Annotated in this window: 16 protein-coding genes and 1 riboswitch; of the genes, 6 read left to right on the top strand and 10 right to left on the bottom strand. The window is 59.9% G+C overall.

The window, feature by feature from the left end; all coding sequences use genetic code 11:
* Nucleotides 1-232: 232 nt before the first annotated feature.
* A complete protein-coding gene (locus RXV86_RS01565; RefSeq protein ID WP_316297041.1) occupies nucleotides 233-1,972 on the top strand; it encodes a trypsin-like peptidase domain-containing protein in 1,740 nt (579 codons plus the stop codon).
* Nucleotides 1,973-2,284: 312 nt separating this feature from the next.
* Nucleotides 2,285-2,569, top strand: coding sequence for a hypothetical protein (locus RXV86_RS01560; protein ID WP_316297040.1), 285 nt, complete (start codon nucleotides 2,285-2,287; stop codon nucleotides 2,567-2,569).
* Between the two features lie 21 nt (nucleotides 2,570-2,590).
* Here the strand turns inward: RXV86_RS01560 and RXV86_RS01555 are convergent, their stop codons facing one another.
* The 6 genes from RXV86_RS01555 to RXV86_RS01530 all read right to left on the bottom strand — a co-directional run bounded on the left by RXV86_RS01555 (nucleotide 2,591) and on the right by RXV86_RS01530 (nucleotide 8,493).
* Entirely contained in the window at nucleotides 2,591-4,195 is a 1,605-nt protein-coding gene (locus RXV86_RS01555) for a 5-guanidino-2-oxopentanoate decarboxylase (protein WP_316297039.1), read from the bottom strand.
* Nucleotides 4,195-5,643, bottom strand: coding sequence for a TrkH family potassium uptake protein (locus RXV86_RS01550; RefSeq protein ID WP_316297038.1), 1,449 nt, complete (start codon nucleotides 5,641-5,643; stop codon nucleotides 4,195-4,197). The genes RXV86_RS01555 and RXV86_RS01550 overlap by 1 nt, the downstream gene beginning before the upstream one ends.
* Nucleotides 5,644-5,691: 48 nt before the next feature.
* The gene (locus RXV86_RS01545; protein WP_316297037.1) at nucleotides 5,692-6,474 is read right to left on the bottom strand and encodes a hypothetical protein; all 783 of its coding nucleotides are present in this window, start codon (nucleotides 6,472-6,474) and stop codon (nucleotides 5,692-5,694) included.
* 69 nt (nucleotides 6,475-6,543) lie between these two features.
* Nucleotides 6,544-7,260, bottom strand: a complete 717-nt coding sequence (locus RXV86_RS01540; protein ID WP_316297036.1) for a hypothetical protein — start codon at nucleotides 7,258-7,260, stop codon at nucleotides 6,544-6,546.
* A gap of 100 nt (nucleotides 7,261-7,360) precedes the next feature.
* Entirely contained in the window at nucleotides 7,361-8,122 is a 762-nt protein-coding gene (locus tag RXV86_RS01535; protein ID WP_316297035.1) for a hypothetical protein, read from the bottom strand.
* Between the two features lie 146 nt (nucleotides 8,123-8,268).
* Entirely contained in the window at nucleotides 8,269-8,493 is a 225-nt protein-coding gene (locus RXV86_RS01530; protein WP_316297034.1) for a DUF1127 domain-containing protein, read from the bottom strand.
* 252 nt (nucleotides 8,494-8,745) lie between these two features.
* On the opposite strand from RXV86_RS01530, the gene amrA reads away from it, so the two are divergent.
* Nucleotides 8,746-10,125: an AmmeMemoRadiSam system protein A gene (gene amrA, locus RXV86_RS01525; protein ID WP_316297033.1), complete on the top strand. Its 1,380-nt coding sequence runs from the start codon at nucleotides 8,746-8,748 to the stop codon at nucleotides 10,123-10,125.
* A 51-nt stretch (nucleotides 10,126-10,176) separates the two neighbouring features.
* Here amrA and RXV86_RS01520 read toward each other — a convergent pair whose 3' ends face one another.
* Nucleotides 10,177-11,013, bottom strand: a complete 837-nt coding sequence (locus RXV86_RS01520) for a sulfite exporter TauE/SafE family protein (RefSeq protein ID WP_316297032.1) — start codon at nucleotides 11,011-11,013, stop codon at nucleotides 10,177-10,179.
* A 285-nt stretch (nucleotides 11,014-11,298) separates the two neighbouring features.
* On the opposite strand from RXV86_RS01520, the gene RXV86_RS01515 reads away from it, so the two are divergent.
* Nucleotides 11,299-11,988, top strand: a complete 690-nt coding sequence (locus RXV86_RS01515; protein ID WP_316297031.1) for a hypothetical protein — start codon at nucleotides 11,299-11,301, stop codon at nucleotides 11,986-11,988.
* Between the two features lie 468 nt (nucleotides 11,989-12,456).
* On the opposite strand, the gene folE2 is transcribed toward RXV86_RS01515, so the two are convergent.
* Complete coding sequence (gene folE2 / locus RXV86_RS01510) at nucleotides 12,457-13,560, bottom strand: GTP cyclohydrolase FolE2 (protein ID WP_316297030.1); 1,104 nt, start codon at nucleotides 13,558-13,560, stop codon at nucleotides 12,457-12,459.
* Between the two features lie 53 nt (nucleotides 13,561-13,613).
* A complete protein-coding gene (locus RXV86_RS01505) occupies nucleotides 13,614-13,742 on the bottom strand; it encodes a hypothetical protein (RefSeq protein WP_316297029.1) in 129 nt (42 codons plus the stop codon).
* Between the two features lie 98 nt (nucleotides 13,743-13,840).
* Between RXV86_RS01505 and RXV86_RS01500 the strand changes: the two genes are divergently transcribed.
* Nucleotides 13,841-14,629 (top strand): 2OG-Fe(II) oxygenase, encoded by a 789-nt coding sequence (locus RXV86_RS01500; RefSeq protein WP_316297028.1) that lies wholly within the window; start codon nucleotides 13,841-13,843, stop codon nucleotides 14,627-14,629.
* Between the two features lie 157 nt (nucleotides 14,630-14,786).
* Here the strand turns inward: RXV86_RS01500 and metZ are convergent, their stop codons facing one another.
* Nucleotides 14,787-15,968: an O-succinylhomoserine sulfhydrylase gene (metZ, locus tag RXV86_RS01495; protein ID WP_316297027.1), complete on the bottom strand. Its 1,182-nt coding sequence runs from the start codon at nucleotides 15,966-15,968 to the stop codon at nucleotides 14,787-14,789.
* Nucleotides 15,969-16,029: 61 nt separating this feature from the next.
* Nucleotides 16,030-16,108, bottom strand: a riboswitch (SAM riboswitch).
* 231 nt (nucleotides 16,109-16,339) lie between these two features.
* Here metZ and RXV86_RS01490 point away from each other — a divergent pair.
* Complete coding sequence (locus RXV86_RS01490; RefSeq protein WP_316297026.1) at nucleotides 16,340-17,260, top strand: alpha/beta hydrolase; 921 nt, start codon at nucleotides 16,340-16,342, stop codon at nucleotides 17,258-17,260.
* Nucleotides 17,261-17,311: the final 51 nt, after the last annotated feature.

The following is a 17,311-nucleotide window of genomic DNA, read 5'->3' as shown; positions in this document are numbered from 1 at the left end:
GGCGCGGCAGGGTCAATTGCAGCTGCGCGCAATAACGCCTCGGCACCAGTGAAATGCCCCAACCAGGGCGGGATTTCTGCACTTGAAATCGCCCCAGAGTGCGCAATTCTGTGGTTCTTGACGCCAATTTGATCGCAAAATGCTTTATTTGGATGCACGACGCAGCGGATTTGGTAAAAGACCGATCAGACTCAAACATAACGCGCAGGCCAAAAATGGCCCAACGGGGAACATGACAAAATACATTCTAGCGGCAATTCTGGCAGTTCTTTTCAACGTTAAAACGGTATTCGCACAGCAGGACGTTGTCTGGGTTCAGGTCGAGGCCCTTCCCAGCCTGACCACGGCTCAGGACCGGGTGCGGGCTTATGCTGGACGGCTGGCCGATGTGAACGGGTTTTCCCTGGGCGGAGGCTGGTACAGCGTGGTGTTGGGGCCCTATACGCCAGAGGATGCACAGCGCGTACTGCAGGTATATCGGGCCGAGCGCGAAATTCCCAATGACGCGTTCATCGCCTATTCCAGCTCGTTTCAACAGCAATTCTGGCCGGTAGGTGCGAACCTGCTCAGCCTGCCTGATCCGCTTCCGGACGAAATCACGGGCGATACTGCAACACCTGAGACCGCCGTGGCCCAGCCGGACCCGGAACCAGCGGACGAAACCCCGCGCGAGGCGCGGCAGAGCGAGGCCAAGCTGTCGCGGGACGAGAAGAAAGAGTTGCAGGTAATGCTGCAATGGGCAGGGCACTACCAAGGCGCAATCGACGGCGCCTACGGCCGCGGCACCCGCGGGTCGATGTCGCGCTGGCAGGAGGCCAGCAACTATGAGCCCACCGGCGTTCTGACCACCAAGCAGCGCGCCGAATTGCGCAATCAATACAATGCGGTACTCAACGGGCTGGACCTGAAGACCATGACCGACACTACCAGCGGCATCGAGATCCAAATTCCGCTGGGTGTGGTTGCGTTCTCCAAATACAGCCCGCCTTTTGCCCAATTTGACGCCACCGGCAACGTGCCGGCGCGGGTTCTTCTGATCAGCCAGCACGGCGATCAGAACACGCTTTATGGCCTCTATGACATCATGCAGACGCTTGAAATCGTGCCGGAAAGCGGCCCGCGCGAGCGCAACAAAAACAGCTTCACCCTGACCGGCGAAGATGGTCGCATCATCTCGCATACCGAGGCCAGTCTTCAAGACGGCCAGGTCAAGGGGTTCACCTTGGTCTGGCCGGCGGGCGACGAGGAACGCCGGACCCGTCTTCTGGGGGAAATGCGCAAGAGTTTCAAACGGTTGGATGGAGCAATGGACCCGGCAACCGGAGATGGCGACGAGCAGAGCATCGACCTGGTTTCAGGGCTGGAAATCCGCCGTCCGAAACTGTCGCGCTCGGGTTTCTATGTCGACAACCAGGGTACGGTTGTGACCACGGCACAGGCGGTCGAGGCCTGTGAAAAGATCACCATCGACGGCGACCACGAAGCGCAGGTCATCCACGCCGACAGCGCCCATGGCATCGCCGTCCTGCGTGCGACCGATACCCTGGCCCCGGCGGCGATTGCCAGCCTGCGCCAGGGTGATCCGCGTCTGCAATCCGAGGTGGCGGTGTCGGGCTTCTCCTACGAGGGCGTTCTGGGGTCACCGACGCTGACCTTTGGAAGATTGAGCGATATCAAAGGTTTGTCTGGCGAGACCGAGTTGAAGCGGCTGGCACTAAATGCCCTGCCCGGTGACGCCGGCGGACCGGTGTTCGACGATGGCGGCGCGGTGATGGGCATGTTGCTACCTGCCGCGGATGGCGGCCGGAAACTGCCCGAAGATGTCAGCTTTGCGATGAATTCAGAGACCTTGCGCGCCGTTCTGGATGCCGCCGGGATAACGGCACAGGGGGCCGAGGCCACAGGGCCGATTGCGCCCGAGGACCTCACCCGTGAAGCCCGCGACATGACCGTGCTGGTGAGCTGCTGGTAAACGAAACCCTGTGCCACCGTGCCAGCGGGTTAACAGGATTTTTCGCGAAAAATCTGCGGGGCTGGTATCCGTCTGCTACCTGTCGGGCATCTGTCGGGCAGATTTGTCTGGCGGACTCGTTGCGCAAAACAGTTAACCCGGCGCACGGCCAACGGGAACCCTTGCAAATTCGTTAAAATCCTCCCCGTTTTTCCATTGCGGAAAGGCCGTTTTTGACCGTTTGGCAATTTCGGTGACACCACACTTACCCGGCGTGGGGGCGCAGTCCGGCTTTAGACCACCGCAGGGCCGGACTGGTGTGGAGTGAGAGACATGCTGAAATCCCCAACTGTGCTGGCGCTTGTTGCCGCGACCATCCTGCCGACACAAGGTTCCACGGCGGGGTTGAAATCCCCGACCGTGATGCCGCCGGCAAACTTCCAGGGCCAATGGTGGACCAACCCGGTCGGCTGCAGCTATTCGCGTGCTGGTCGCCCGGGCGAAATTGTCTGGTTCCTGTCCGGTAAGCCACCACGCGGGGCGTCCTGCCTCGAGTTCTTTCATCAGAAGAAAATCGACGGTGGCTACAGGCGCGCGCCGTTCATGGTCAACGGATAAGCGGTGGGTTGAAAACCCACCCTACGCGGTCAAGTCCGGCGTCATGCGAATGAGCGTGGGCCGGTCGGCGCGCAGCGCGGCGAGCGTCGCCTTCTGCAATTCGGCCAGCGTTCCGGGCTGGACAGCATGGGCCCCATAGGCCCGTGCCAGCGCGAGGAAGTCGGGATTACGCGCCACGACCGCGTTGGGGGCAATCTGCGAGGCGACCATGCTGTCCTCGATCTCCTTGAGCTTGGCGTTGTCCCAGATCAGGATCGGCAGAGGCAGGCCCAGTTCGACGGCGGTGCCAAGTTCCTGAAGCGTGTATTGGAAGCCGTAATCACCGGCGATGGCGATGGTTCTCGGTTCAAGGGCTCCGAGTTTCCTAAGTGCAACTGCACCGCCAATTGCAGCAGGTAACGCATAGCCCAAGGTACCGAACCCAGTCGGATGGTGCCAGAGGCCGGGTTTAGCCATGTCCCAGACCTCCTTGGCGACATAGGCAAATTGGGTCATGTCCGAGTACATCAAGGTATCTTCTGGAAGACATTCGCGCAGAGCATCGCAAATCGGCACGATGCCGGGACGTTCGGCGTCGGTTTCAGAGCGGGCTTTGGAGCGAAATTGCGCCACTTCATCCGCGGACCAATCCGACGACTGCTCTTTATCGGCAAATGACTTGGTCAGGGCGCTCAAGAACCACCTGCAATCGCCCAAGACTTGAACATCTGCCCTGTGCCGATCGGCTAACACGGCCGGTTCAATATCAATGCGAACCAGTGTCGATTTATGACCAAGGTGTGATCGCCACAAATCCCCCTCATCCAACGAGGTTCCAATAGCAATCACAAGATCGGCTGACGCGACAATCTCCTTTGACATCGGACGTCCAAGTGTCGCGCCGAAATTGAAGGGATAGTCGGTCGGAACAATCCCGCGCCCGGCATAGGTTTCGAATACCGCGGCCTGAATAGGATAAATCAGATCAAGAGCTTCTTCGAACACATCGGTTTCTACCGCACCTCCACCCAAGATCACCAATGGGCGACGGGACGCTTTGATCAGTTCCCGGACCTCCGCTTCGCGATGCGGATGATTCCCCAAGTTCGGCCAAGAATCTCTCGGCTTTTCCGGAGGAGCGGCAGTTTCCGAAAGCAACGAAATTGGCACTTGAACGTGCTTAGGACGCTTCCGCCGCGTTTGGAACTCCAAAAACGCCCGATCAATCAATTGATACGCCGCCTCGGCAGTTCTTGCCTCTTCCGACCAATCGCAGACGGTGGCAGCAGCACCCCGTTGATCCTTCATCTGGTGAAGCTGACCCCGGGTGGCGGCGGTCTCGTCCAGGCAAGACGAGATCACCAGCATGGGCACCGAATCCGAATAGGCCTGGCCCATGGCGGTCATGATGTTGGTCAGCCCCGGACCGGTGATGACATAGGCGACGCCGGGTTTGCCTGTGGCACGGGCATAGCCGTCGGCCATGAAACCGGCGCCCTGTTCATGGCGGGCAAGGATATGGGTGATGCCCGCTTCCTCGATGCCGCGATACATCTCGATATTATGTACGCCGGGGATGCCGAAGATCGTGTCGACGCCACGATCCTTCAGCATGTGGGAGATTTGGGCACCCAGGGGCCGTTTCATCAGGCTCTCCAAAATTGCAGGGTGAAGAGGGCATAGACCGCCATCAGTTCCAGCCGCCCAAGCCACATGGCAATGGCGAGGATCCATTTGGCGGTGTCGTTGAGCGAGGCGAAATTGCCGGATGGCCCGATGATCTCACCGAGTCCCGGCCCGATATTGGCAAGTGCTGCGGCCGAGCCGGACAGAGAGGTTACGAAATCGAGCCCTGTCATCGACAGAGCTACGGCGATCAAGCCCATAGTGACGGTGAAGAAGACGAAGAACGCCATGACCGAATTCATCACGTCTTCGGAAATCGGCCGGCCATCGTATTTCGGTTGAAACACACCGCTGGGATAAGCCGTACGTCTGAGCTGGGTACGGATAGAAGAGAACAGGATCTGATAGCGGAAGATCTTGACCGAACAGGCGGTCGAGCCAGCAGCGCCGCCGATCAGCCCCATGAAGAAGAACATGGTGATCAGGAACGCGCCCCATTGCATGTAGTCGGTCGAGGCATAGCCGGTGCCCGAGATGATCGAAATTGAATTGAACAGCGATTTGCGCAGGGCGAGCTCCCACTCGGAGCCCGCCTGGAGCGCCAGGACCGCCCAGACCACGGCGACGATCACCAGCACGGTTTTGACGAAGCCGCGCACTTGCGAGTCGTGCAACAGCGGGGTGGCGTGACCATTGAGCATCTGAACGTAGCGCACGAAAGGCAGCGCGGCGAGCACCATGAAGAGCGAAGCCGCATATTCGATCGGCCCCTCGAAGGCGCCGAAGGAGGCGTCGTAATTGGCAAACCCGCCGGTGGCGATGGTGGTGAGCGCGTGAACGGTGGCATCGAACGCGTTCATGCCCAGCATCAGGTAGGTGAATGTGCATGCAAGGGTCAGTCCGACGTAGATCACCGAGATCTGGCCCGAGATTTGGGTCGCACGGGGCAGGATCTTGCCAAAAGTATCAAACCCTTCGGATCGGAAGATCTGCATCCCACCGACACGCAGTTCAGGCAGGAAAACCATGGCGACAACGATGATCCCGATCCCGCCCAGCCATTGCAGGATACCGCGCCACAGCAAAAGCCCCTTAGGCATGTCATCCAGGCCTGACAGCACGGTGGAACCGGTAGTGGTCAGACCCGACATCGCCTCGAAAAACGCATCCGTGAAGCTGGACTGCGTCTCGCCCATCATGAAGGGCAGCGCGGCAAAAATCGGCAGCGCCAGCCAGACACCGGTGGTCAGAAGGAAGGTCTGTTGCAGGGTCAGGCCCTTGCCAACGCCGTTTTGGCAGGACAAAGCGATCAGACCACCGACCAACAGGGTCAGGACCGAGGATTCGGCAAAGACCGGCCAATGGCCCCGGCCCTCAGCCAGATCGACGATCAGCGGCAACAGCATGGCAAGGCCAAGCGCGGCCACCATCAGGCCGATCACATATCCGACGGGTCGTAGGTCAATCATGGGCCGAAGCGTTGGCGGGTCCGTGCTGAACTGTCAAGCGTGAGGCTGTTAGTCGAAGCTGCGGCCTTCGATCAAGTGACCGTAGAGCGAGGTCAGCATGGCGATGCCAAGGGCAATGCCAATGAGGCTGGCAAGGTTCAGCATCACGAAAGCGGCGAGACCTGCCAGCGGCAACAGGGGCGTAAGATTTTGCAGCAGGATGAGGATGACGGCAAAGCCAAGGATATCGGCGCGTGCGCTGGCCGTTTCACGCCAGCTTTGCGACAAGGACATGGTTTCGTCCAGGGCACGGGCCGGAAGGATCAGGCTGTGTCGGGTGCTGAGATAAGTAACGAGAATGCCTAGCGCTATGGCCCAGATCAGGGTCGAAAAACTCGGTTCGGCAGGGTTTGACCCGAAAGGTTTCAGGATTTCAGCGAATCCGACTGCCATCACCAGCATCATGAAAATCGCCATTACGAACACTATCAAAAAGCCGATCAACAACGTGCGACCGAAATATCCGATCATCCGGCCTTTTTCGAACGCCTGCCCACCGGGGGTTGAGCGGTCATTGCGCAGAACATAGCGATGCCAGGCAACGGCGGCCCAGGCAAGAACCATCCCCGAAACGAAGATCAGGACGAAGGTCATCCATGGCCCGGCCTCTGCTAATGCGCCTTGGCGGTCCGGGGTTAGCAGCGACGGCCGAGAGGCCGAAGAAACCAACAGAAATAGCGGCAGGAAGAAAACCACCTGTGACAGGGCATAAGGGACCACGAGGATACGTAGCGTCGCCCCAAGATCATGTTGCAGGGTCGACAGCGCATGGCGCAGGATTTTGAATTTCATGAAAGCCCTCTAACCGGAGTAATCACCAAACAATGTGAGCCCACTCATCACACAACCGGAGGGTGCGATTCAAGCCGCCAATTTCCGCGTCCGCACCTTGTAAAGCTCGGTGATCACGCCGAAACACAGGATCAACCCGGCCCAGACGGCGGTGAATTGCAACACGAGGGCTGCAAGATTGCCAGCAGGCAGCATCCGGGCGGTTTCGACTACGATGACGACAACAAAGGCAATCGAAAAGATTGGGCCGGTAAAACCGCTTGTCACCTTCCAGCTTGTGCTCATCGATACCGGTTTGCCCAAGGCAGCCGCCGGGAGGATCAACGCGTGCCGCAGCAGGATCGTGACAAGGAGCGCATTGATCGCAACTGAGATCACCTTGGCGCCCGGGCCGGCCAGGCCCAGTACCGGCACCAGCGGAACCATCAGATACTTGATCATCATCACAACGCCCAGTGTCAGGGCTGTGAATTTCATTACCGCGTCAAAATAGGGGTCAAAGGTCTCGGAATTGTTGCGCGGCAGCACGGCAACCGCTTTTTCGCCCAGAAGAACATGGCGATGCCAACTGAGGCCGACCCAGGCGCCAATGGTGCAGACCACGAAGAGCGAGATCATGATGGCCGGCAAATAGCCAGGTGTGCGCATCGACGCGAGCAACTGGTCATAGCCCAGTGACGACAGTCCGAGCCCGGCGATCAGTTCGAGAATGGCAAACACCGTGGCCATAGCCACCGCCCAAGGCAAGACCGTCAGACGCAGGGTCATGCCGCGGTCGCGTACCATCGACAAGATGGCCGCGGAAACGATTGAAAAGCCTTGCACGGCGTAACTCCTCAGTCAGCATACGGATCTTTAGCGTGGGGATTGGACGAAATCGCGGCGCTCAGACGATCATCCTGCGGCCCTGGATGCGAACGCCATAAAGCACGGTCAACGCCCCCAGCATCAGGACCATGCCGGCCCAATTGCCGATAAAATGCAAAAGGCATTCGGCGATTGACCGGCAATGCAGCATCCGGGTCAGGTCGACCAATTGGACAATAAACAGCGCCACGGCAAAGACCGGCCCAGAATAGCCGCGTGTAGCGTCCCAGCTGTCCTCCATCGAAATCGGCTGTCCGATGGCAGCGGCCGGAAGTACCAAGCCAAGTCTTAGCACCAGTGTAACCAGCAGCGAGTTGATCAGGATCGAGACAATCTTTCCTCCGCCACCTTCGAACCCGAGCTGCGAAACAAGCGGGATCATCAGCCAGTTGATCATCAGCAGGATCGCAAAAGCGAGGGCTGCGAATTTCAGCGCAGCCGGGAAATAGTCTTTGAATGCTTCGGAATTACGCCGCGGCAGCACCCCGAAAGTCTGTTCCCTGAGCAAGATATGGCGGTGCCAGCTGACGCCCACCCAGCAACCGATGATGAACGCCACGAAGTTTGACAGCACCAGCACCGGCAACATACTGGGCATGGAAAGAACCGAGCCCAATTCCAGCACTTCAAAGACTCGGCTTCCCGCGCCGAGCGTCAACTCGAGCATGGAAAAGACGATGGCGACCACAATCAGCCAGGGCAGCACAGTCAAACGCAGCGTGGCCCCCAGGTTGGAAACCATCGCCCAGAAGGCAAAAAAGACAACAGAAAACCCTTGCACGGCTCACACTCCAGCAGACATGCCGCAAAGGTTAACGTGAAATTCAGGCGACTTTGCGGCACCGGTTGGGCTGGGAAACCTATCAGGGAAACACTCTGTCCACCCCGGGGAAACGCGTGCCCGCGGGTGTTTTGCTGTCGGTTGGATCAGAGGTAGAGCTGATCGCGAAACACATGGCGAACTATACGGTCGCGCGTCAGGCCCAGCTGGGCCAGTTGTTCGTCGGTCATGGATTCGAGCGCTTCGATTTGCTTGCGACGCGCGTTGGCATCGGCATAGCGGCTCATGCCGCGCGCAATCGAGGCCAGAACCCTGCGAAAGCCCGAGCGGGGAGCATCGGAAAACGAGAATTGTGAAGTGATATCAGACATTTCGGAAACCTTTGAGTAGGTGTTACGTTCGGTTTCCTCCCTGTGCGAAACATAGGGCACGCGCGGTTCAGAACCACTGATTTCTCTGCAACCCCGTGTCCCGCTTTCTGCAACGCGGCATGAGCGGGTAATCGGATGCTGAAACAACGCACACCTTTTGACGGCAAATCCGATGAATTTGCCGCAAATTCATGGCAGAATGGGTCAGGTCCGCGAATTCGCGGACACATTGAGACCGAAAGCGTGCATGACATGACAGCCGAAGTTGCCGCCAATCTGCGCAAATCCACCGTGGCGGGGCGGTTCTTTCCCGCTGATCCCGAGGCACTGAAGGCTGAGGTAATGCGCTGTTTGCGCGAGGCCGGGCGGGTGTTTTCGCCGGTGCCGAGCCAACCGCGCGCAGTGATCTCTCCCCATGCAGGCTATGTCTTTAGCGGGGTGTTGACGGCGGCAGCGTTACAAATGGGCAAGGGCTGGAACGTGACACGAATCGTGGTGCTGTCACCGGCACACCGCCATGCCTTCGACGGCATCGCCCTGCCCTCTCAGGATGGCTACGAATTGCCTGGGCTAAACCTGCCCATCGACGGGGCAGGACGCGACGTGCTGCTCAAGGCCGGGCTGGCACGGGTTCTGGATGCGGCGCATGAGGCCGAACACGGCATTGAGACGCAACTGCCCTTCATTGCCGCGCTTTACCGTGACGTGCCGGTGCTGCCGCTGGTGGTCGGGCAAGCAGGCACCAAGATCGTGGCGCAGGTGATTGACGCCCTGACCGAGCCGAAGACACTGTTCGTACTGTCCAGCGATCTGAGCCATTTCCTGAACCAAGCCGAGGCGGTGAAACAGGATGCCGTAACGGCGCGGAAAATCGAAACCGGCGATTTCGCGTCACTGGACGGTTCGGATGCCTGCGGCGCACGCGGGATTGCCGGGTTTCTCGCGTCCGGGGCCGGTGGCGGCACACGGGCGCTGCGACTGGGGATGACCAGCTCCTATGCGGCCACGGGTGAGTCCTCCCGCGTGGTAGGCTATGGTGCCTGGAGTCTGCATCGGCCGGAAGACGACATACTGGATGCGGCGCGGCGGCAGGAGCTGCTCAGGGTGGCCCGCGAGGTGCTGGAGCATCGGATCCATCGCGGGAAGCCGCCGGATTTGAAGCTTGAGAGTTTCAGTCCGCGCTTGCAGAGTTATGCGGCCAGTTTCGTGACACTGGAGGTCGAGGGCCAGTTGCGTGGCTGCATCGGTTCGCTGGCACCGCACCTGCCACTTGTGCGCGACGTGGCTGATAATGTGGTCAAGGCGGCGTTCAAGGACCCGCGCTTCAAGCCGATCACGGAAGAGGAATTGGAAAACATCCGGATCAAGATCTCGGTCCTGAGCCGCCCAGCCCCTGTCACCTTTGACAGCGAAGAGAATGCGCTGTCGCTACTGATCCCGCATGAGACCGGCGCACTCCTGCGCGACGGTGCCCATCGCGGGGTATTCCTGCCCCAGGTCTGGGACAGCCTGCCCACGCCCGAAGCCTTCCTCAACGGGTTGAAGCGCAAGGCGGGCCTGCCGGAGGACCACTGGAGCGACACGCTGCGGATCGAAACCTTCCGGGGCGAGGTGTTCGGCGAGACGGAGTGAGAGGTTTTTGAGCCATGGTTTTTTGCGAAGAATTGGCGCCGCGGCTATGTCTCAGAACGCCACATATTTGATGCCGATTCCGAGCACGATCACACCCATCACCGCCTGAAGCCAGCTGTTCTTCATCCGCTTGTTGATCACCGGCCCGAGGATGGCGCCCGCCACGGCACCAATAGCCAGCGGGATAAGGAGCGGCCATTGCAAGGGCGCGCCCATGGCAACAAAATTGCTGATCGACACCAGCAGAGACATGATGATCGCAATCGCCGCCGTGGCCGGGATGATATGCATCGGCATGCCCAGGAGCGACGCCATGTAGGGCACCAGAAGGAAGCCACCGCCGACACCAAAAATCGCCGCCGTCATTGCGATGATAAACCCTGCCACCACCGGCGACCATGTCGGCACTGAGTAAAGCCGCCCGCCATGGCGGAAAGACACTGCGCTGAAGTCGGTGCAAAGAAGCCGGACACCGCTAAGGTCGCGTGTGGGTCGTTGCGGCGGGCTGGGGCCGATGAGTTTCCAGAAAATCTGACCCGCAATCGCCAGCGTCAGCAAACCGAACATCGGGCGGAAACTGGCCATGTCCGACAGGTAGAGGCTGGAAATGGTCGACCCGACATAGGCCCCGACCAGCCCGCCGCCGCCCAGCAGGAGGCCCAGTGGCACAACAGCCGAGGCACGACGCAGATAGCCAGGCACGAAAATGAGCGCCGTTGACAGCACCACGATCTGGGTCATCGGCTTGACGGAATTGGGGTCCATCACGCCAAACAGCGTGATCATCCCGAACGAGGTCAGAATACCACCCGCCGCCCCGATGGCGGAAAAGACGATCCCGACAAAGACGCCCCAGGCCAGGATCATCGGAAGGGTTGAAACGTCCACGGCAGTCCCTCGCACGCATATATGCGAGAATTCTAATATTTTAACAGCGCCGGGGAAATGGCCGCTATTGCCGCACCTTAAGGATCACTTGCGCGCCCGGGGTGTCGCACCGACTCGCCGAATTACACGTTGGCCTGTATCGTGGGACACATGCCCGGAGTGGTAAGTGTCATTGGATCATGGTGTCACGGCCGCCTGTGTGCCCCCGCCTCAATGGAGGAAATGATGACCGGCCAGACACACGTACCAAGCCCTTTCCGCCGGAAAAAAACGACCGGGAATTGGGTGGGAGCCGCCCTCGCCGCCGCCTGTCTGACCCTGCCCGGGACTGTGCTTGGACAAGAGGGTGGCCTGCGCGACCAACCCAGATCGTTCGAGATTTTTGCCCACGCCACGGACTATGAAGGGTTTTCGTCAGAGCGGCACGGCACCCTTGCCAATCCGCAGCCCAACGAACTTGGGTTCTTGCTGGTGCTGCGGATGTTTCGCACGGTTTGCCTGGGGCTGGAACGCGGCGCGGCGCTTGATGCGGTCGTGCCACCGGGTTTTTCCGCCCATCACAGCGCCCCCTATTATTTTGGCCCTGACGCCGCGCGGCGGGGCGACAAACTCGTCTTGTCTGCCACGGGCGACGTCGAAAAAGACGAAGACGGCGGGCATCCCGCGATCTGGCTCGAACCTAGGACCGGTGGAATGGAGTGTGCGCTTGACTGGCGTATTGCCGCGGACATGAGCCCCGACAGTCAGCGTGCCATTGCAACACTTCTGGCCCGTTGGGTGCCTTGGGAAATGGCACTGCTGCCTGCGTCGCGCCCGCAACTCCTGGAGCAGCCCGCGCTCAGTGACGCCATCGAATGGGATCGCCCTTGTATGGGGCGTTGGTGTCCGACCTCGGCGTTTTTCAGCCTGTCACGTGGCGATATAAGCCTGCGGACCATCCTGAACATTACTGCCATCGAGGGCACCCGCCCTTAACCTGACCTGCCCACCCCGGGGCAATCCGTTTACGTGCGCTTGGCAGGTCCGAGCGGAACAGAAGACCGATTGCGCCTCGTGGGACAGCGGGAAGCCATGGCCATCCAGATGGCTGCACGCAAGCGTGTTGCGCGTGGCCTTGCAGGCGGTACCGACGAAACCTGAAGCCTGATTGGACGCAAATTTACCATCGCCCGGCCAATTGGCGAATCTTTTCTCCAGTCAAAGCATATGCACCGGTCCACGTTGCGGAATGAAATAGGCATGACCCAAGTGGCGTCGCAGTCGGCGGGTTTGGGTTGCGCCGACGGGCAGAAAAACGGCCATTAATGCCAGCAATAGCAGGGCCCTGGTCAAGGCTTGAAGATGTTCCATGTCCCATCACATCCGCCAAACCCTGTATCACACAAGCCTTGTCCATCTCCGCTTGGCGTGACGGGCTTGACCGGGAAATCAGGCGTGAAGTCCTCAACCAACGTGAAACAACGTAGTGAAGAGTTTCGGGTCGACACTGTCGGTTTCAAACAGGTCTCCCTCGGTCAGGATCGACACCGCGTCGTGCGAATGCAGCGATTCCTGATGGCTGGCCACAACACGGAAGTCGCCAACCCTGTCATCCTGCTCCAGCTGTTGCGCAAACAGCCGCGCCGCATCTTCAACAAAGATCGGGTTGGCAGCGTTCAACTCGGCAAAAGCCTGTTCATCCTCGCGTTTGACCATCACCTGGGTTTCCGTCGGCACAGCCTTGCGCGCGAGGTCGATCAGGTCCTCGAACCACAGGCAGTCGGCATCGCAGCGCAGTTCCACAGAGATTCGAGCCACCGAACGTTGCGAATGAGGCGTGGCGAGCTGCCCGCGGTATTGACGGGCATGTTCGCTGAGTTCGAGCGAACAGGGGCAGGTGGAGGAATAGACATAGTCGAGATGAACGATTTTCGAGCGCACCCCATTCTGTTCCACCAGCTCCAGCGCGATGTCGTAATACTGGAAGCCCGACAGGCCGGAGCGCAGCGACGGGATTTTCATCGGGAAGGAAAACCGCATCTGGATGCGGGCATCGAAGCTTTCAAGATCGGCCTTGTAATCATCAAGCGCGGCTTCGATCACCTCGAAGCTGAAGGTCTTTTCCGCATGGGTGTAGAATGACCGCATGATACGGCTCATGTTGATGCCTTTTTTCTCGGCCTCGAGGCTGACCGTACCGGTGACCGAAGTCTCCAGTGTCAGATCGCCATTCTCACGGGTGTGAAACGAGATCGGCAGGCGGAAATTCGAGATGCCCACATGCTGGATTACCCGCCGCGACCCCTTGATCAGGCTTTCGGGGCCGTTCTGCAGGTCTGGCAGCGTGTCGCGATAGGCCTCATCGACGGAAAACTCTTCCGGGTAGGCACGCGCCAGCGCAGGATAATTCGGCAGATCCGCTGCGGGCAACAGGCGGGCGACAGCCGGGTCGAGATCGGCCACTTCCTCAGGGGTTGCGGCTTTGGCCCATTGACGCAGCCGGGCAAGCGCGGCCTCAGCCTCGTCGCGGTTCGGTGTATCGGTGATGTCGGGGGTGTGTTTGTTCATCCCCATCCCTTTCATTGCAGCCCGGAGTATCGGGCCTGTCAGACCCACCCAATTTAGTCAAGCGTGGCGAGAATACCAACGTCCTGACAGAGTTCGCCCTGAGTTTCGCGGCAAAAGCGATCCGGTTGAAACATTTCCGACATCGGATCAGGCGCAAAACCAAAGGCTTTGTTGCCAGACATGAAAACGCGCGCCGGTGTCGTTTCCCGGCAAGAAACGGCTTCACAAAGGCGTGAAGCTGCGTGCATCGTTGCGTTCAGGAGTGAAAGGCGTCGACACCATGCGCGAAATTCTTGATCTTGACCGTTACCCTCTGGATCGCCCCGAAAGCACGGCGTGGTGGGCGTTGGTGGCGCGCTGTCGGGCCGATTTGGCAGAAAATGGTATGTTCAATCTCGAAGGGTTTATGCACGGGTCGGTGGCGCAGGCCGAGGCAGACGCTCTGATCCCATTGTTTGCATCAGAGAGTTTTCGGCATGCGCGCGACCACAACATCTATTTCCTCGACAATGTGCCGGGTTTGGCCGCCGATCACCCGGCGCTGACGCGGTTTCGGACATCAAACAACACGCTGTGCTGGGATCAGCTTGCCGGTTCGGCCATGGATCGGCTTTATCGCTGGCCGGACTTCGCCCGGTTCCTTGCTGCGGTGATGAAGAAAGAGGCGCTTTATCCGATGGCCGATCCGCTGGCGGGGCTGAATACGATGTCCTATAGCGAGGGGCAGACGTTGAATTGGCATTTCGACCGGTCGGAATTCACCACGACCTTGTTGATGCAGGCCCCCGAGATTGGAGGCGAATTCATCTATCGCACCGATCTGCGCAGTGAAGAAAATCCGAATTACGACGGTGTGGCCCGCATGCTGGCGGGGGATGACCCGGAGGTGCAGACCCTTACACTGTCGCCGGGGGCACTGAACGTGTTTCGCGGCAAGAACACACCGCACCGGGTCGGGGATGTAAAGGGCGCGCGCGCCCGGGTGAGTTCGGTGTTTTCATTCTATGAACAGCCCGCAGTGACATTTTCCGACGCGGAGCGCCAAGGGTTTTACGGTCGGGCAAGTTAGGTCTCTGGTCAAAACCTTCTTGAAACCGTCTTTCGAATTGCAATCGCAATCCGACCTTCCGTGGGCCAGCTGCTGCCCCCTCCGGGGTACTTTCGGCAAAAGAAAAAGGTGGGTCGGATTGGACCAACAGCCGCTTCCGACCTAACCCATCGACAATTCAGACCTGGGCTAAAGCCTGCATCACATCCGCGATCAGGTCATCCGGATCTTCCAGCCCAACCGAGAACCGCACCAGCCCCGGTGTGATACCAAGCGCCACCTTCTGATCATCGGGGAGGCGTTGGTGGGTGGTGGTAGCCGGGTGGGTGGCGATCGATTTGGCATCGCCAAGGTTGTTGGATATCACCGCGATCTGCAGCGCATTGAGAAAGCGGAAGGCCGCTTCTTGCCCGCCTTTCACATCCAGCGACATCACCGTGCCACCCTTGCCGGTCTGGGCCTTTACAAGATCGAATTGCGGATGGCTGGAATGGCCGGGGAAGATCACCTGCTCCAACTTTTCATGGCCCTGCACGGCATCGGTAAGGGCCAGCGCGCTGGCGGCTTGCGCCCGGACCCTCAGATCGATGGTTTCGAGCCCCTTGAGCATGATCCAGGCGGAAAACGGCGACATCGCCCCACCAGTGTGTTTCATGTAGGGTTCGACGGTCTTGCGGATGAACTCACGCGTGCCCAGCACCACGCCACCCAGCGCCCGGCCCTGCCCATCGATATGTTTGGTGGCGGAATAGACCACCACGTCAGCGCCCAGTTCGATGGCGCGGGAAAAAACCGGCGTGGCGAAGACATTGTCGATGATCACAGTGGCGCCTACCGCATGTGCGAGGTCGGTAACAGATTTGATGTCGATCACCTCGAGTGTCGGGTTCGAGGTGCTTTCAAAGAACACTGCTTTCGTGTCAGGGCGAAGGGCCGCCTTCCACTGTGCCAGGTCGGTGCCGTCAACCAAGGTAACCTCGACCCCGAAGCGCGGCAGGATTTCCTCGAGAATGTAGAGGCACGATCCGAACAATGCTTGGGCGGCGACGACGTGGTCCCCCGCCTTGAGCATCGAGGTCAGCGCGGCATTGACTGCCGCCATGCCCGAGGCGGTGGCAAAGGCGTCCTCGGCCCCTTCCAGTGCGGCGATACGTTCCTCGAACATCGCCACGGTGGGGTTGCCGTAACGGGCATAGATGAACTCGTCTGGGCCAGCCTCGATGAACCGGGCCTCGGCGTCCTCGGCCGTGTCATAGACGAAGCCCTGGGTGAGGAAGATCGCTTCGCTCACCTCATTGTATTGCGAACGGCGGGTGCCGCCATGCACCAGCGTGGTGCGCTTGTTCCATTGATCGCTCATCGGTCAGCTCCTTCAGGGCCTTTGCCCCAATAAAAAACCCCTGGTCGCGGCCATGCGACGGGGGACCCATCCGATGACCTCTTTAGCGGCATTGTTTTACGTGGCCCGCAATCCGGTAACAAATCGCCACGAGGCGGCAAATACCAGCCCCGCCCGTGCCGGTCAACGGTAAGAAATTCGAAAGGGTTCGACACAGGATTTCCCCGGTTTCGGCAGGGCTCCGGCATGGACACTCCATGAAACCGGCAGATTGGCACTGCAAGCTGGCATCGGGGCAACGGGCGCCGACCGGCACGCCCCGATAACAAAACCTTCATTTCCGCCGGACAGGATGGGGCGACACCCCAGGCCAAAAAGCACGGAGCAGAACCATGGCCATCATTCGGATCAACCAACGCGCAGAGGGCTTGGCCCTGCATCAAAGCCCGGCCCCGGTGATGCCCGCGCTGCGTCGGATCGCCCGGACAGGGGCAGTTCCGGTGATCGTGATGGTGCACGGGTTCCAGTTTCGTCCGGAAGACCCGCGCAACTGCCCGCACACCCACATTTTTGCCGACCACGATGCCGCCTGCTGGAAAGGTCTGAGCTGGCCACGAGCGCTGGGATTGAGCAGGGATGAACCGGAATTGGGCCTGGCCTACGGCTGGGACGCGCGCGGCATGATCTGGAAAGCCTACGCCAATGCAGCGCTCGCAGGCGCGCACCTTGCGCGGGCGCTGCGCCTGATCCGTGCCGCTGCGCCGCATCGCAAGATCCACGCCATCACTCATTCGTTGGGTGCAAGAGTGGTTTTCCAGGCACTCAAACATCTCAATCCCGGCGACTTGGGCCGGATCATCGCGCTGAACCCGGCCGAGTTTCACGGTGCGGCACGGACGGCGCTGCGCAGCCCCGCGGGGCGGACAACAGAGGTGATCGTGGTCACCGGGCGCGAGAATGCAGGCTACAACCTGATGCTTGAAAAACTGGTCTCACCACGGCGCGACGGCGACCGGGCGTTGGGTATGGCCGTGCCGCGCGGTGCCGGCAGGATGGTTTTGCGTCTGGATCGAGCGGACGTGTTGCGCCATCTCGAAGGGCTGGGATTTCCGATTGCACCGCAGCAGCGGCGGGTTTGCCACTGGTCGCCCTACCTGCGCGACGGAGCCCTGGAATTCTATGGAGCATTGATGCGCCAATCCGGGACACTGCCATTGTCCGCCCTGCACCCGGCAGCGCCATCCGCCCAGGTGCAGGGTGGATTGCTGTCGCGTCTAGGAGTAGGATTCTGGGCCAAAGGAGAGCCGATCTGACACGCCCGCACCGTCCCGAACCGCTGTATCGCAGGGTCAATACCCGCACCC

The sequence above is a fragment of the Aliisedimentitalea sp. MJ-SS2 genome (assembly GCF_032586155.1).
Classification (GTDB): Bacteria; Pseudomonadota; Alphaproteobacteria; order Rhodobacterales; family Rhodobacteraceae; genus JAWHTC01.
The sequence above is the reverse complement of the archived record's forward strand: the minus strand, read 5'-3'. Positions and strand labels throughout refer to the sequence as shown.